Here is a 13,412-nt window from a genome sequence, read left to right on the forward strand (position 1 = left end):
GGGCCCGCCCCTCTAGGGATCGCTCCGCAGCTTCTTCACCTCGCTGCGCGCCTTCTTGTCGTCCAGCCGCCGGCGCTTCTGGCTGAGCGGCACGCGCGTCTTCACCCGGCGCTTGGGCGGCACCGTGGCGCGGCGGACAAGCTCCACCAGCCGCTCGCGGGCGATGTCGCGGTTGCGGGCCTGGCTGCGCTCCTCGCTCACCTGGATGAGGAGGGCGCCCTCCTTCGTCCACCGCCGGCCGGCGAGCTTGCGCAGGCGGCGCTTCACCGGATCGGGCAGGGAGGGGGAGCGCTCGGCCTCGAAGCGCAGCTCCACCGCGGTGGAGACCTTGTTGACGTTCTGCCCGCCCGGGCCGCCCGAGCGGATGAACTGCTCGGTCATCTCCCAATCCTGCAGCTCGATCTGGTCGTTGATCCGCAGTCCCATCCGGCCCTCTTCTGCCGCAAAATCCGGTGCACGCCCTGTGTACGCCGGGTGCACGCCCGGTGCACACCCGCTTCGGGCTGATCGCTCACGAAAAGGGCCGCTCCGGCGATGGAGCGGCCCTCTCGAAAGTACAGGAGGTGGGGTCGGTTAGACGCATCCACCTTGGATCTGCGCAGCCAAGGGCTGCCTCAGGTGCGCGTCTCCAAAGCTGTCCCGACTCCTTGCTCCAATCTCTTTCTCGACACTGGATCACCTCCTTTCAATGGGTTTCGCCTGACACCCAGACTTGCAGGCGGGAGATGAATGTCAAATGAAAATCAGGCCCCCGGCGTCACATCCATCCGCCGCCGCAGCATTTGACCCACGATGAGGCGGAAGGGGATCAGCGCCACCAGCGCGATGCCCAGCTTCACGCCCCAGTCGGCCACCGCCAGCGACACCCAGAGCGGCACCACGGGCCCCGCCCCGAGGAACGGCACCGCCTCGCGCGCCCAGCCCGTCGCGGCATCGGCGCCGGCCCCGAAGGAGAGGAACCCGGCGAAGGCGACGGTGAAGAAGATCGCCGTGTCGAGCGTCGAGGAGGCGAGGGTGGAGACGAGCGGCGCTCGCCACCAGCGCCCGACCCGCAGCCGGTTGAAGACGGTGATGTCGAGGAGCTGGGCGGCAAGGAAGGCCGCGCCAGAGGCGACGGCGACGCGCAGCACGACGGCGGGCCCGAACTCCAGCTGGATCTGCGTGCCGATCAGCGAGCAGACGATGCCGGTGGCGAAGCCGATGAGCACCACCCGCCGCGCGGCGGAGGGGCCGTAAAGGCGGTTGGTGATGTCCGTCACGAGGAAGGCGAAGGGATAGGTGAAGGCGCCCCAGGTGAGGAAGCCGTCCCAGAGCAGGAACTGCACGAGGATGTTGGAGGCCACCACGAGAGTGGCCATGGCGATGATCGCCGGGAGAAGTCGCATGTTGTTCATCCGTTTTGGCAAGGTCGCGGAGACTTGGCCGCCCCTCGGGCGGCGGCGCCTCCTAGACCCGCCGGGCGGCGGCGTCAATCAGGGGGCGGCGTCAGCCCGCCAGCCGGTACTCGACGATCTCGCTGCGCAGGAGGGCCAGCTCGTTGTCGTCCGACACCATGGTCAGCCGCAGGTCGCCGTCGCGGCCCCGCCAGACGGCGATGCCCTCGAGGTTGCCATGCGTGCCGGCGGCGGTGCGCAGGAGCGTTGTCTCGCCCGAGCCGTCGGGCCCGAAGCGGCGGACGCGGGAGCGGAAGGCGAAGCCGGTGAAGTCCCGCTCCAACAGGTAGAAGTTCCCGTCGGGCCCGAAATCGGCGCCGACCGGCACGAAGGAGCCGCGCCGGGGGACGGTGAAGGCCGCACCCCAGGCGCCGTCCTCCAGCCGCAGCAGTGTCCAGTCGTCGGTCCCGTCGCCATTGCGCTCCGGCAGCGTGACGAGGCGCCCCTCGGCGTCGATGGCGAGCGCCTCGTAGCCCTCGTTGTCGAAGGCGTCGGGCAGGTCAGGCGGGGCGAGAACGTCGCGAAGCGTCTCGCCCACCTCGGTGATCCGGTCGGTGCCCTCGAAGGAGACGTACATCGTCCCATCCGCCGCGATGGCCAGCCCCTCGCTGTCGCGCTCGTTCTGGGGCAGCTCCTCTCCGTCCGGGCCGACGAAGCTGCGGCGGCTCTCCTCGATGAAGCCGGTGAGCCTGTCGCCCTGCCGCTCCAGCCGGCCGGTGACGAAGGTGCCGCGGTCCATCACCAGCACGACGGAGCTGCCGTCGTCGCTGACCTCGATGGCCGAGGCGCCGCCGGGCAGGGGACCGAGCGGCAGAACCGTGGCCAGCTCCACCTCGCCGCGCGCGCAGCCGGCAACCGCGGCGAAGGCCGCGGCGACGAGAAGGACGACGCGGCTCACTCGCTGCCGGCTACCGCGAGGCAGGCGCCCGGAAGGTCGGACATGCGGACGGGTCCGCTGGACGGCGGAGCGACGTAGTCCGGGTCCGGCGGCGGCGGGTTGATGATGTTGTTCACCCAGGTCTGCGCGTCGGCGCAGCCATCGCCGGGGGGCGGCGGGGCCTGATCCTCGCAATAGGTGGCGCCGGCGGGGCAGTTCAGGCGGACGTGAAAGTGGTAGTTGTGCCCGTACCAGGGGCGCACCTTGTTCAGCCAGCTGCGGTCGCCGGTGGCGGTGTTGCACATCTCCACCTTCGCGCCGGGGAAGACGAAGATCCGCGCCACGCGCGGGTCGGAGGCGGCGGCCCGGAGGATCGCGGTGTGCTGGGGCGTCCACGCGTCGTTCACGTAGGCGCCGGAATTGCGGTCGGTGCGGATGGAAGAAAGGTTCTCCCGCTCCGTCGACGTCAGGTTCAGCCGGTCGGGCGGCAGCATCCAGATATCGGCATCGAGGCCGACCTGGTGGCTGGCATGGCCGGTGAGCATCGGTCCGCCGCGCGGCTGCGACATGTCACCGACGTAGAGCCCTTCCCACCCCGGCTGGCTGGCGGCGAAGCGGGAGAGATCCTGCACGAAATCCACCAGCTCCGGCTGGCCCCAGTTGCGGTTGCGGCTCAGGCGCATCGCCTGCCACGTGGGGCCGGTCTCGGCGAGTTGGACGTTCCCGGCGGCGCAGCCGCGGGAATAGAAGCCGAGCGGCGCGCTGCCGCCGGCGCTCGCCGTGGGCAGGAAGCCGAAGACGTCCTTCGCCACGCGGCTGTCGCTGGCGATGGAGGCGTCGAGGGCGCTGGTGTCGGCCTGGGTGGCGACAGGCTCCGTGCCGCGGCACGCGGCGAGCCCCGAGATCAGGGCGAGGGCGATGAGGATGGGGCGGACCATGCTGCTCGGTCTCCGTTCTTGTTGACGAAGCCTAGCAGGACGAGGCCGGAGAGCAACAGAATGATGACGGGGAAGAAGCCGAGTTGGTTGTCTCCCGTCGCCCATGTCGCGATCGTGATCAGCAGCGGCGCGAGGAAGGCCGTCGCCCGACCCGAGAGGGCGAAGAGGCCGAAGGCCTCCGCCGGGCGCGCCGGGTCGGAATGGCGGACCATCAGCGAGCGGGAGGCGGAGTAGAGCGTGCCGCCCGCCCCGCCGATGGCGGCGCCGCAGATGTAGAAGATGATGTCCGCCCCGCCCTCGGGCAGGGGGATGCCGTAGAGATCGACCCGCGAGATGCCGATGATCACGGTGGAGACGGTGATAAGCACGAGGCAGCAGACGATCAGCACCGGCTTCGGCCCGATCCGCTCGTCCAGCCGCCCGCCGACCCATGTGAGGATGGCGGCGGCGATCGCGGAGATGACGCCGAAGATGCCGACCTGCATGATCTGCCAGTGCAGCACGAGCGTCGCGTAGATGCCGCCATAGGCATAGAGCGCCGCCAGCCCGTCGCGGTAGAGCATGGAGGCGATGAGGAAGTTGCGCAGGCTCCGCTGCCGGGCGACGTTGCGCAGCGTCGTCTTCAGCGTCTGCCAGACCACGCCGAGCGGCGGCGGGGTGACGGGCGGCGGCGTCTCCCGCACCCAGAGCATGTAGGGGATCAGGAAGACCGCGAACCAGATGGCGATGAAGGGCCCGGTGAAGCGCGTCCCCTCCCGCGCCGCGGCATCGAGGCCGAAGGGCGGCTCGCGCCCGATGAGCGTCACCCCCGTCTCGCCCTCCGAGAAGAGCAGCAGGACGATGACGAGCGCCAGCACCCCGCCCCAGTAGCCGAAGGCCGCCGCCCCGCCGGAGATGCGCCCGACGCGGCGCGCGTCCCCCAGGGAGGGGAGGATGGCGTTGTTGAGGTTGAAGGCGCTCTCGGACGCGATGAAGCCGATCCAGAAGAGCAGCAGCACCAGCGTCAGCCCCGTGCCGTCCGGCTGCAGGAACCAGGTGCCGGCGATGCAGAGGATGGAGACAATCGAAAGCGAGAGGATCCAGCGCATCTTGCGCCCGGAGGCATCGGCGAAGGCGCCGAGGAAGGGCGCGGTCAGGGCGATGACGAGGCCGGCGATCGTCTGCGCGCTGGACCACAGGCTCTGCGCGCCGGCATCCGCCTCGGCGAGGGTGTGCCCCTGATCCACCAGAGCGCCGGAGGCGACGGCGGCGAAGTAGGGGCCGAAGACGAAGGTCAGCCCGAGCGTGGCATAGGGCTGTTGCGCCCAGTCATAGAGCATCCAGCCCCAGATGCGGCGGCGCGCGACGTCCATCGGCCTGTCCCCTCTTTCCCCGGGGGGATGAAGAGCCTGTTTGGGCCAGTCTGGCAAGGAAATCGTTTCGATGGCGTGACATGACCGGCCCGTGGGGTGCGCGCTTGCCACGCAACGCGGGAGCCCGGCCGCCTCCTTGGCCAGTAGGGTGCGTGCTTGCACGCACCGGCGCAGGCGCCTGGTCGGCCGCCCTCCATTGGCCTCAGGGTGCGTGCTTGCACCCACCGCGGCCCTGGCCGCCATCCCGCGACCGGCCCGCAGGCGCAGGGCGGGCGCCGGCCCGTGGGGTGGCGCTCCTCCGACTGAGCGGCGCGCTTTATGGTGCCACTGCCTCCCCGCTCAGAACGCTGCGCTGCCGTCACCGGAGCGCCAGCCCGCGGGACGGGCCGGCGCTCGCCCTGCGCCTTTGGCGCGTACCGGGCGGGGGAAAAGCTCCGGGCCGGGTGCAACGCCGTAGGGTGGGTTTCCAACCCACCGCTCCGCACCCACCTTGCGCCCTCGGCGGGGGCAGGGGGTAACTACCTGCTTCTAAACGTTTATACGAAGGGAAGTCGGGCGCACGTCGCGCCGGGTGTCGGGCTGAAGCCCGGCCTACGGGAGGCTGAGTCTCAACAGCAGACCGGGCGGCGCAGGGCGGGATGCTCCTTCCGCGCCCTCACCCCGCCGCCTCCTGCATCGGTGGCCAGGGGCGCGCCTCCTCGGCCGTCACCCAGGCACGCACCCAGTCCGAGAGGGGCGGGGACGTCGGGTCCTGCCCCATCGCGGCGACGACCTCCGCCGGCGGCACGATGCCGCTCGGGCCGACCACCGCCATGCGCAGGAGCGCCGCGTTCGCCGCCTCTCCGGCGGCGTTCCACATGCTCTGCTCGACATACATGAAGCGTGCGTCCCAGCCGGCGCTGCGCGTCCTCAGCTCCACCCGCTCGAAGGGGCGCACGCGGCGGCGGTAGCGGGTGGTGGAGCCGGCGACCGTCATCCCCCAGCCCTTCTCCTTCAGCGCCTCGGCCATGCCGATGCGGTAGGAGAAGGGCAGGCGCCCGAGATCGTAGATCGTCAGCGTGCGGCCGTTGTTCAGCTCCATCCAGATGTCGATGTCGACCGGCCAGATGCGGTGATGGCTGACGGAGGTCTCCCACAGCCCCAGCTTCGGCCCGCGCTTCGCCGCCGCGATGCCGCGCCACATGCGCAAATACGGATACATCGGCCCCCCTGTCCTCGGCCCCCTTCGTCACCCGCCCGACGTCGCGCCGCCGCGCCGGGCGGGTCAAGTTTAACCCAAGGTCACGATGTCTCCGCGCCCGAGGTTGCAAGGGCGCCCGGCAGCGCATAGGTGGATTTCGCCCCAAGTGGAGAGGCCGATGACGTCGCTGTTCGAAATCCTGATGCTGCTGCTCGGCATCGCCAAGTTCTTCATCTTCGCCCACTTCATCATGTCGTGGCTGATCAGCTTCCAGGTGCTGAACGTCCGCCAGCCGCTGGTGAGCCAGATCTGGTATGGCCTCAACCGCCTGCTGGAGCCGATCTACGGCCCGCTCCGCCGCATCCTGCCCAACATGGGCGGGCTCGACCTGTCGCCCCTCGTGGCGCTGATCGGCATCTACATCATCGAGATCCTGCTGCGGAACAACGCGGCGCTGTTCTACTGACGGCGTCGATCCTGCCCGTCCCCCGATCTGGCGATTGAGCCTTGCCCCCGGCAGCGGTAAGCCGGGGCATGGCAGACGGCAGCGACAAGATCGGCGGAGCGGAGCAGCTCCTCCACGATATCTTCGGCTTCACGGAGTTCCGGCCCGGTCAGGCGGAGATCGTCTCCGCCGTGGCGGCGGGCGAGGATGTTCTGGCGATCATGCCCACGGGCGGCGGCAAGTCGCTCTGCTACCAGCTGCCGGCGCTCATGCGCGGCGGCGTCACGCTCGTCATCTCCCCCCTCATCGCCCTGATGCGCGATCAGGTGCGGGCGCTGAAGGAGGCGGGGGTGGAGGCCGGCGCGCTCACCTCCGGCAACACGCCGGAAGAGACGGATGCCGTCTGGGCGGGGCTCGAGGCCGGGACCCTCCGCCTCCTCTACATGGCGCCCGAGCGGCTGGCGGCCGGGGGCGTGCCGCAGATGCTGCGCCGTGCCGGCGTGGGCCTCATCGCGGTGGACGAGGCGCATTGCGTCAGCCAGTGGGGCCATGACTTCCGCCCCGATTACCTTCGCATCGGTGAGCTGAAGCGGGCGCTCGACGTGCCGCTGGCCGCCTTCACCGCCACGGCGGATGAGGAGACGCGCGAGGAGATCGGCCGCAAGCTCTTCGAGGCCCCGCCCCGCACCTTCCTGCGCGGCTTCGACCGGCCCAACATCCACCTCGCCTTCGCGGCGAAGGACGGCCCTCGCCGGCAGATCCTCGATTTCGCCAGCGCCCGGAAAGGCCAGTCCGGCATTATTTATTGCGGCACCCGCGCGAAGACGGAAGGGCTGGCGGAGGCGCTCAACAAGGCCGGCATTCCGGCGCTGGCCTATCATGGCGGCATGGAGGCCGATCAGCGCCGCGAGGGCGAGCGCCGCTTCCAGCAGGAGGACGGGCTCGTCGTGGCGGCGACCATCGCCTTCGGCATGGGCGTCGACAAGCCCGACATCCGCTGGGTCGCCCATGCCGACCTGCCGAAAAGCATCGAGGGCTATTACCAGGAGATCGGCCGCGCCGGGCGCGACGGCGCCCCGGCGGAAACGCTCACCCTCTTCGGCCCCGACGATATCCGCTACCGCCGCCAGCAGATCGACGAAGGGATGGCCCCCGACGAGCGCAAGGGCGCCGACCATGGCCGCCTCAACGCCCTGCTCGGCCTCGCCGAGGCGCTGGGCTGCCGCCGGCAGGTGCTGCTGCGCTACTTCGGCGAGGAGCTGGCCGAGCCCTGCGGCAATTGCGACCTCTGCGACGCGCCGCCCGATGTCTTCGACGGGACGGAGCCGGTGCGCATGGCGCTCTCCGCCGCGCTGCGCAGCGAGGAGCGCTTCGGCGCCGGGCATCTCATCGACATCCTGCGCGGCACGGCGACGGATAAGGTGCGCCAGTGGCGTCACGACGATCTGCCCACCTTCGGCGTCGGCGCCAAATGGTCCAAGGCCGAGTGGCAGGCGATCCTGCGCCAGATGCAGGCGAGGGACCTCATCCGCCCCGATCCCGCCCGCCACGGCGCGCTGCGCATGACCGAGGCGGCGCGCCCGGTCCTGCGCGGGGAGGAGAGCGTGACGCTCCGCCGCGACGCGATGACCCGTGCCGCCCGGCCCGCCCCCCGCGTGCGGGAGATGGTGCGCGAGGAGGATGCGCCGCTCCTCTCCGCCCTCAAGGCCAAGCGCCGGGCGCTGGCGGAGGCGCAGGGCCTGCCCGCCTACATGATCTTCAACGACCGCACGCTCATCGAGATGGCCGAGGCGCGGCCGGGCAACATGGACGAGATCGCCCGCATCAACGGCGTCGGTGGCAAGAAGCTGGCGAAATACGGGGCGGAGTTCTTCTCCGTCATCGCCGGCGAGGCGGAGGAGCTCCACCCCCGCCGCATGAAGCTCGCCGGCCGGGAGGAGGGCGCGCTCTTCGACCGGTTGCAGGCCAGGGCGCTGGACCTGGCGCGCGGGCCGGAGGGGACGGACAAGCCGATGCATTGCCCCGCCCCGGCCCTCGCCCGCGTGGCGGAGGCGCGGCCGACCGACATCGCCGGGCTCTCCCGCCTCATCGGCGCGCGGGCGGCGGAACGGTTCGGGCCGGCTTTCCTGGAGATCCTGCAGGAGGAGTGAGGGCGGGCGCCCTGCCGCGGCGGTGGCGCCTGGCTGAAGGTGCGGGACCGGGGGGCCAGCCCCCCGGAGCCCCCCGAGGGTATTTTGGGCCAGATGAAACAGGCAGAGGCAGCGGCGCGCAGGGGCGGCGGCGTTACTCGAAGGTGGTGAGGATGGCGGAGAGCGGCTTCTTGCGCTTGGCCACTTCCGGCACCGTCGCATCCTCCGCCGGGTAGCCGACGGGGAGGATCATCACCGGCTTCTCGCTGGCGGGGCGGCCGCAGAGCGGGGCGAGGAACTTCATCGGGTTCGGCGTATGCTCCAGGCAGACGAGGCCGGCATGGTGGATGGCGGCGATCAGGAAGCCGGTGGCGATGCCGACGCTCTCGGGCACGTAGTAGTTCTTGTAGCGCGTGCCGTCCTCCGTCTCGCCCCAGCGCTGGGCGAAGATGACGAGGAGCCAGGGCGCCGTCGTCAGGTGCGGCTTTTCCACGCCCGTGCCGATCGGCTCCAGCGCCGCCAGCCACTCGTCGCTGGCGCCGCCGGAGTAGAAGGCGCGCTCCTCCTCCTCGGCGGCGGCGCGGATCTGGGCCTTCATGGCGGGATCGGAAATGGCAGCGAAGTGCCAGGGCTGGTGGTTGGCGCCCGAGGGGGCGGAGCCGGCGGTGGCGACGATGGCCTCGATGACCTCGCGCGGCACCGCCCGGCCCGAGAAGGCGCGCACGGAGTGGCGCTTGCCCATGTAGTCGCGGAAGGCGCGGGCCTGCGCCAGCGCGACCTCCGGCGCCACCTGCACCCGGTCGGGCAGGGGGAGTGGCTGGTAGGAGACCTCGCCCTTGCGGTACATCAGCCCGCCCCGATCAGCGCGCCCGCGGCGAAGACCAGCGCGCCGCCGAGCACCACCTGGAAGGCGGCGCGCAGGAAGGGGGTCTGCATGTAGCGGTTCTGGATCCAGGCGATGGCCCAGAGCTCCACGAAGACGACGATCAGGGCGATGATCGTCGCCGTCCAGAAATGCGGGATGAGGTAGGGCAGGGCGTGGCCGAGGCCGCCGAGCGTCGTCATGATCCCGGTGGCAAGCCCGCGCTTGATCGGCGAGCCGCGGCCGGAGATCTGCCCGTCGTCCGACGCCGCCTCTGTGAAGCCCATCGAGATGCCGGCGCCGACGGAGGCGGCCAGCCCGACGAGGAAGGTGGTGTGCGGGTCATGCGTCGCGAAGGCGGTGGCGAAGATCGGCGCGAGCGTGGAGACGGAGCCGTCCATCAGCCCGGCGAGGCCCGGCTGCACCCAGGTGAGGACGAACTGGCGATGCGCCGTCGCTGCCTCCTCCTCCCGCGCGCCGTCGCCGAGATGCGCGTCGCTCAGGCCCGCGGCGGAGGCCTCATGCCCCGCCTCGGCGGCGGCGAGATCGCCGAGGAGCTGGCGCGTGGCGGTGTCGGTGCTGGCCTTGGCGGCGTGGGTGTAGAAGGAGGCCGCGTCCCGCTCCATCCGTTCGGCCTCGGCGCGGATACGCTCCAGCGAGAGGTTCTCCACCAGCCAGACGGGGCGGCGGGCGTAGTAGCCGGCGACATGCTCGCGGCGGATGAGCGGGATCAGCGTGCCGAAGCGCGCCTCGTGCGCCTCGATCAGGCGGCGGCGATGCTCGTCCTCCTCCTCCGCCATGCCGTCGAAGACACGGGCGGAGGCGGGGTAATCGGCGCGCAGCCGCTCGGCATAGGTGCGGTAGATGCGGGCGTCGTCCTCCTCCGACGAGATGGCGAGCGCCAGCACCTCCTGCTCGGAGAGGTCGGAGAAGCGGCGACGCTGGGAGAGGGGCCGAAACATGGGGGCGACGCTAGGCGGCGCGGCGGCGGGGGGCAAGACGGGAGCCGCCTCTCCCCCCGACCGCCGGCATGGGAGAGCCGGGGGGCAGGCGGCGCCGCGCAGGGCCTCAGCGCAGGGCCGGGGCCAGCCGGATCTCGGCAGCCGGGATGCCGCGGCAGTTGATCAGCTTGGCCTCGGCGTAGCCCTGGTAGGCGGGGGAGGCCCGGTCGAGCACGCCCAGGCCCGCCAGCACGCCGGCGATCGCCGCCTCGGCGGCGCGGGTGGCGCCGTCGGAGATCTTCAGCGCGACGCCGAGGCCCTGCTCGGGCAGGATGGCGGTGTAGACGCCCTCGGCCCCGCCCTTGAGCGTCACCTGCCCACCGCAGGCGCGCATCAGCTCGGTGCAGGCGGCGCCCTCGTCGGCGATCAGCTCGGGATGGGTGCGCATGGCCTCGGCGATGCGGGTCATCGCCTCGGGCCGGCGGCCGGACTGGCCGGGGGCGGCGGCGAAGCGCGCCATGCCCCGGGCGAGATCCCCCAGCCGGCAGGCGAAGTTGGGCGCCGAGCAGCCGTCGATCCCGTAGCCGGGGCTCTCGCGGCCGGTGACATCCTCGAAGGCCTCGCGGACGGCCTTCTGCACCGGGTGGTCGATCTCGATATACTCCGGCCCGGCGCCGAGATGCTTTGTCAGCGTCAGGAAGCCGCTGTGCTTGCCCGAGCAGTTGTTGTGGATCTGGCAGGGCTCCTCATGGCCTCGGATGAGGCCGTAGCGGGCCTCGCGGTTCTCCGGCATGTGGGCGCCGCAGCGCAGGTCGGGCTCGCCGAGGCCGAGCTCCGCCAGCCAGGCGGTGACCCGCTCGGTGTGGATGGCGGCGCCGCGGTGGCTCGCGCCCGACAGCGCCAGCTGCTCGGTCGTCAGCCCGGCGGCGTCGGCGGCGCCGCTCTCGATCAGCGGCAGCGCCTGGATCATCTTGACGGCGGAGCGGGGGTAGATGACGGCATTGGCATCGCCATGCGCCTCCACCACCTCGCCGGCGGCATTGGCGATGACGACATGACCGGCGTGGACGGATTCCATCCGCCCGCCCCGCCAGAGTTCCACCAGATCGACGGCTGCAGCCATGGCCTGCCTCCCCTCCCTCTCGCTCGCGGCGTCAGCGCCAATCCGCGCAAACCTGTGAGGCCGGGGGACTTTCCCCGCGCCGCGATTTGTTGCAGAACCTGTGCTATCGAGACGAGCGGCTCCCTGCCAGCCCGAAATGCCCGGTAGACGGCAACGGGGCCGGGCGCCGCGACGAGGCAAATTACGGAGGTTCGCCCTGATGTTCGCACGCATCGCCGCAGCCGCTCTGGCGCTGACCGCCCTGACGGGCCCCGCGCTGGCGCAGGAAGAAACCGACAACCGGGTCGCCGCGGCGACGGACTGGAGCGTCTTCCAGGAGACGAACCCGACGGAGTGTTTCGCCGTCTCCGCCCCGAAGGAGATGCTGAACACCCGCGACGGCTCGCCCGTCTCGGTGACGCGCGGCGAGACGCTGCTCTTCGTCTTCTACCGGCCCGAGCAGGGCGTGACGGGGCAGGTGACCTTCACCGGCGGCTACCCCTTCGCGGGCGGCTCGACGGTGACGCTGGATATCGGCGGCACCGAATTCCAGCTCTTCACCGAGGGCGAGTGGGCCTGGCCGGCGACGCCGGAGGATGACGCCCGCATCGTCGCCGCCCTGAAGGCCGGCAGCTCGGCGAGCCTGACCGGCGTCTCGGGCCGCGGGACCACCACGCAGGACACCTTCTCCCTTCTCGGCGTCACCGCCGCCATCGACGAGGCGCAGCGCCGCTGCACCAACTGATGGCGATCTTCACGGAGGTCGCCCCCGTCCTGTCGGTTCTCGACATGGGGGCGGCCCTGGAGTTCTGGGGCAAGCTCGGCTTCGTCATCGACTTCGCCGACAGCGAGGTGCCGGAGGAGGCCGAGTATGCCGGCATCTCCCGCGACGGCCTCGCCCTGCACCTGCAGACGCTCCCCGAGGATGCCGCCCGCGGCCAGGCCGCCATCGCCGTGCGCGTGGCCGTGGAGAGCGCGGGCGCGCTCAAGACGCTTTACGACGAGTGGGCGCCGCACGACATCATCGCCGATCCGCTGGAGCTGAAGCCGGAGGGCCGGATGGAGTTCGGCTTCTACGCCCCCGACGGCGCCGCCTTCTTCTTCTATTGGCAGCGCCCGGAGAGCTGAGCCTCACCCCTCGCTTTTCTTGAAATATTCCTCGGGGGGGCTGGCGCAGCCAGCGGGGGGCAGACAGCCCCCCTCCGACGCCGGCCACCCCGGACGGACTACTCCATCTCGTCCGGCGGGTCCGCGACAATGCGGCCCGAAGCGATGTCCACCGTCGGCACCGCCTCCCGCGTGAAGGGCAGCAGGCGGGGCTTGCCGCCGGGGGCGCGGATTTCCAGCAGGTCGCCAGCGCCGTGGTCGTAGACCGCCGCCACTTTCCCGAGCTCGGCCCCGCCGGCGTCGAAGACGGGCAGGCCGATCAGGTCGGCGTGGTAATATTCATCCTCCGGCAGCTCCGGCAGGCGGGATCGCTCGGCATAGAGGCGGGCGCCCTTGAGGGCATCCGCCTCCTCCTTCGTCGAGATCCCGTCCAGCCGGGCCGTCAGGGCGCCGGAGGTGCGCCCGGTCAGCCGGACCGAGGGGAAGCGGTGCCCCCGGTCCGACGTGAGGGGGGCATACTCGGCGATGGCGTCGGGCTCGGCGCAGAAGCTCTTCAGCCGCACCTCGCCCCTGACGCCGAAGGCCCCCGCAACCGCGCCGACGATGACGCGGCTCTCGCTCATTCCGCGGCTTCGCGCTCGGCGGCTTCCTCGGCCTCCACCTGGGCGGCGGCGTCGGAACCGGAGGCTTCGGCTTCGCGGGCGGCGCGCTTCTCGGCACGCTCCTGCATCGCCTTGCCGGGGACGCCCTTCTTGAGGTTGGCGCGCTCCTTCTTCTCGGTCACGCCGGCGGCCTCGAGGAAGCGGGCGACGCGGTCGGTCGGTTGTGCGCCCTGGTCGAGCCAGTGCTTCACGCGGTCGGTGTCCATCTTCACGCGGTCCTCGCTGTCCTTGGGGAGCAGCGGGTTATAGGTGCCGAGCTTCTCGAGGAAGCGGCCGTCACGCGGCATGCGGCTGTCCGTGGCGACGATGGAGTAGTGCGGGCGCTTCTTGGAGCCGCCGCGGGCGAGTCGGATCTTCATGGCCATGGGGAATCTCCTTTGATGG

Annotated in this window: 15 protein-coding genes; 4 read left to right on the forward strand and 11 right to left on the reverse strand. The window is 71.2% G+C overall.

Going from position 1 to position 13,412, the window contains the following annotated elements; all coding sequences use genetic code 11:
* Window positions 1-12: 12 nt before the first annotated feature.
* The 6 genes from arfB to GY170_RS01520 all read right to left on the reverse strand — a co-directional run bounded on the left by arfB (window position 13) and on the right by GY170_RS01520 (window position 5,801).
* Window positions 13-426, reverse strand: a complete 414-nt coding sequence (arfB, locus tag GY170_RS01495; protein ID WP_163889305.1) for an alternative ribosome rescue aminoacyl-tRNA hydrolase ArfB — start codon at window positions 424-426, stop codon at window positions 13-15.
* 317 nt (window positions 427-743) lie between these two features.
* Complete coding sequence (locus GY170_RS01500; protein WP_163889307.1) at window positions 744-1,385, reverse strand: queuosine precursor transporter; 642 nt, start codon at window positions 1,383-1,385, stop codon at window positions 744-746.
* A gap of 100 nt (window positions 1,386-1,485) precedes the next feature.
* Entirely contained in the window at window positions 1,486-2,331 is an 846-nt protein-coding gene (locus tag GY170_RS01505) for an esterase-like activity of phytase family protein (protein WP_163889309.1), read from the reverse strand.
* The gene (gene mepA / locus GY170_RS01510; RefSeq protein WP_163889312.1) at window positions 2,328-3,248 is read right to left on the reverse strand and encodes a penicillin-insensitive murein endopeptidase; all 921 of its coding nucleotides are present in this window, start codon (window positions 3,246-3,248) and stop codon (window positions 2,328-2,330) included. The genes GY170_RS01505 and mepA overlap by 4 nt, the downstream gene beginning before the upstream one ends.
* Window positions 3,215-4,600, reverse strand: a complete 1,386-nt coding sequence (locus GY170_RS01515) for an MFS transporter (protein WP_163889314.1) — start codon at window positions 4,598-4,600, stop codon at window positions 3,215-3,217. Before GY170_RS01515 ends, mepA begins: the two co-directional genes overlap by 34 nt.
* A gap of 655 nt (window positions 4,601-5,255) precedes the next feature.
* The gene (locus tag GY170_RS01520; protein ID WP_163889316.1) at window positions 5,256-5,801 is read right to left on the reverse strand and encodes an acyl-CoA thioesterase; all 546 of its coding nucleotides are present in this window, start codon (window positions 5,799-5,801) and stop codon (window positions 5,256-5,258) included.
* 157 nt (window positions 5,802-5,958) lie between these two features.
* On the opposite strand from GY170_RS01520, the gene GY170_RS01525 reads away from it, so the two are divergent.
* A complete protein-coding gene (locus tag GY170_RS01525; protein WP_163889318.1) occupies window positions 5,959-6,246 on the forward strand; it encodes a YggT family protein in 288 nt (95 codons plus the stop codon).
* A 68-nt stretch (window positions 6,247-6,314) separates the two neighbouring features.
* The gene (recQ, locus tag GY170_RS01530; protein ID WP_163889320.1) at window positions 6,315-8,375 is read left to right on the forward strand and encodes a DNA helicase RecQ; all 2,061 of its coding nucleotides are present in this window, start codon (window positions 6,315-6,317) and stop codon (window positions 8,373-8,375) included.
* A gap of 133 nt (window positions 8,376-8,508) precedes the next feature.
* Here the strand turns inward: recQ and GY170_RS01535 are convergent, their stop codons facing one another.
* The 3 genes from GY170_RS01535 to GY170_RS01545 all read right to left on the reverse strand — a co-directional run bounded on the left by GY170_RS01535 (window position 8,509) and on the right by GY170_RS01545 (window position 11,280).
* A complete protein-coding gene (locus GY170_RS01535) occupies window positions 8,509-9,201 on the reverse strand; it encodes a nitroreductase family protein (protein WP_163889322.1) in 693 nt (230 codons plus the stop codon).
* Window positions 9,201-10,178, reverse strand: a complete 978-nt coding sequence (gene mbfA, locus GY170_RS01540; RefSeq protein ID WP_163889324.1) for an iron exporter MbfA — start codon at window positions 10,176-10,178, stop codon at window positions 9,201-9,203. The genes GY170_RS01535 and mbfA overlap by 1 nt, the downstream gene beginning before the upstream one ends.
* A 106-nt stretch (window positions 10,179-10,284) precedes the next feature.
* Window positions 10,285-11,280, reverse strand: a complete 996-nt coding sequence (locus GY170_RS01545; RefSeq protein WP_163889326.1) for an asparaginase — start codon at window positions 11,278-11,280, stop codon at window positions 10,285-10,287.
* A 199-nt stretch (window positions 11,281-11,479) separates the two neighbouring features.
* Here GY170_RS01545 and GY170_RS01550 point away from each other — a divergent pair, with 199 nt between their 5' ends.
* The gene (locus GY170_RS01550; protein ID WP_163889328.1) at window positions 11,480-12,004 is read left to right on the forward strand and encodes an invasion associated locus B family protein; all 525 of its coding nucleotides are present in this window, start codon (window positions 11,480-11,482) and stop codon (window positions 12,002-12,004) included.
* The gene (locus GY170_RS01555; protein WP_163889330.1) at window positions 12,004-12,387 is read left to right on the forward strand and encodes a glyoxalase superfamily protein; all 384 of its coding nucleotides are present in this window, start codon (window positions 12,004-12,006) and stop codon (window positions 12,385-12,387) included. Before GY170_RS01550 ends, GY170_RS01555 begins: the two co-directional genes overlap by 1 nt.
* Window positions 12,388-12,485: 98 nt before the next feature.
* On the opposite strand, the gene rimM is transcribed toward GY170_RS01555, so the two are convergent.
* Together rimM and rpsP are read right to left on the reverse strand one after the other, a co-directional pair.
* Window positions 12,486-12,989, reverse strand: coding sequence for a ribosome maturation factor RimM (gene rimM / locus GY170_RS01560; RefSeq protein ID WP_163889332.1), 504 nt, complete (start codon window positions 12,987-12,989; stop codon window positions 12,486-12,488).
* Window positions 12,986-13,393 carry a 30S ribosomal protein S16 gene (rpsP, locus tag GY170_RS01565; protein WP_163889334.1) on the reverse strand — a complete coding sequence of 136 codons (408 nt, stop codon included), beginning with the start codon at window positions 13,391-13,393 and terminating at the stop codon, window positions 12,986-12,988. The genes rimM and rpsP overlap by 4 nt, the downstream gene beginning before the upstream one ends.
* Window positions 13,394-13,412 lie beyond the last annotated feature (19 nt).

This window comes from Pseudoroseicyclus tamaricis, assembly GCF_012070395.1.
GTDB classification, from domain to species: domain Bacteria; phylum Pseudomonadota; class Alphaproteobacteria; order Rhodobacterales; family Rhodobacteraceae; genus Pseudoroseicyclus_A; species Pseudoroseicyclus_A tamaricis.

What these genes read in the sequence shown, in the direction of transcription:
- rimM (WP_163889332.1), bottom strand. Translation starts at nt 12,989, where the DNA reads ATGAGCGAGAGCCGCGTCATCGTCGGCGCGGTTGCGGGGGCCTTCGGC.
- recQ (WP_163889320.1), top strand. Translation starts at nt 6,315, where the DNA reads ATGGCAGACGGCAGCGACAAGATCGGCGGAGCGGAGCAGCTCCTCCAC.
- arfB (WP_163889305.1), bottom strand. Translation starts at nt 426, where the DNA reads ATGGGACTGCGGATCAACGACCAGATCGAGCTGCAGGATTGGGAGATG.
- GY170_RS01525 (WP_163889318.1), top strand. Translation starts at nt 5,959, where the DNA reads ATGACGTCGCTGTTCGAAATCCTGATGCTGCTGCTCGGCATCGCCAAG.
- GY170_RS01550 (WP_163889328.1), top strand. Translation starts at nt 11,480, where the DNA reads ATGTTCGCACGCATCGCCGCAGCCGCTCTGGCGCTGACCGCCCTGACG.
- GY170_RS01515 (WP_163889314.1), bottom strand. Translation starts at nt 4,600, where the DNA reads ATGGACGTCGCGCGCCGCCGCATCTGGGGCTGGATGCTCTATGACTGG.
- GY170_RS01555 (WP_163889330.1), top strand. Translation starts at nt 12,004, where the DNA reads ATGGCGATCTTCACGGAGGTCGCCCCCGTCCTGTCGGTTCTCGACATG.
- rpsP (WP_163889334.1), bottom strand. Translation starts at nt 13,393, where the DNA reads ATGGCCATGAAGATCCGACTCGCCCGCGGCGGCTCCAAGAAGCGCCCG.
- GY170_RS01545 (WP_163889326.1), bottom strand. Translation starts at nt 11,280, where the DNA reads ATGGCTGCAGCCGTCGATCTGGTGGAACTCTGGCGGGGCGGGCGGATG.
- mbfA (WP_163889324.1), bottom strand. Translation starts at nt 10,178, where the DNA reads ATGTTTCGGCCCCTCTCCCAGCGTCGCCGCTTCTCCGACCTCTCCGAG.
- GY170_RS01500 (WP_163889307.1), bottom strand. Translation starts at nt 1,385, where the DNA reads ATGCGACTTCTCCCGGCGATCATCGCCATGGCCACTCTCGTGGTGGCC.
- mepA (WP_163889312.1), bottom strand. Translation starts at nt 3,248, where the DNA reads ATGGTCCGCCCCATCCTCATCGCCCTCGCCCTGATCTCGGGGCTCGCC.
- GY170_RS01535 (WP_163889322.1), bottom strand. Translation starts at nt 9,201, where the DNA reads ATGTACCGCAAGGGCGAGGTCTCCTACCAGCCACTCCCCCTGCCCGAC.
- GY170_RS01520 (WP_163889316.1), bottom strand. Translation starts at nt 5,801, where the DNA reads ATGTATCCGTATTTGCGCATGTGGCGCGGCATCGCGGCGGCGAAGCGC.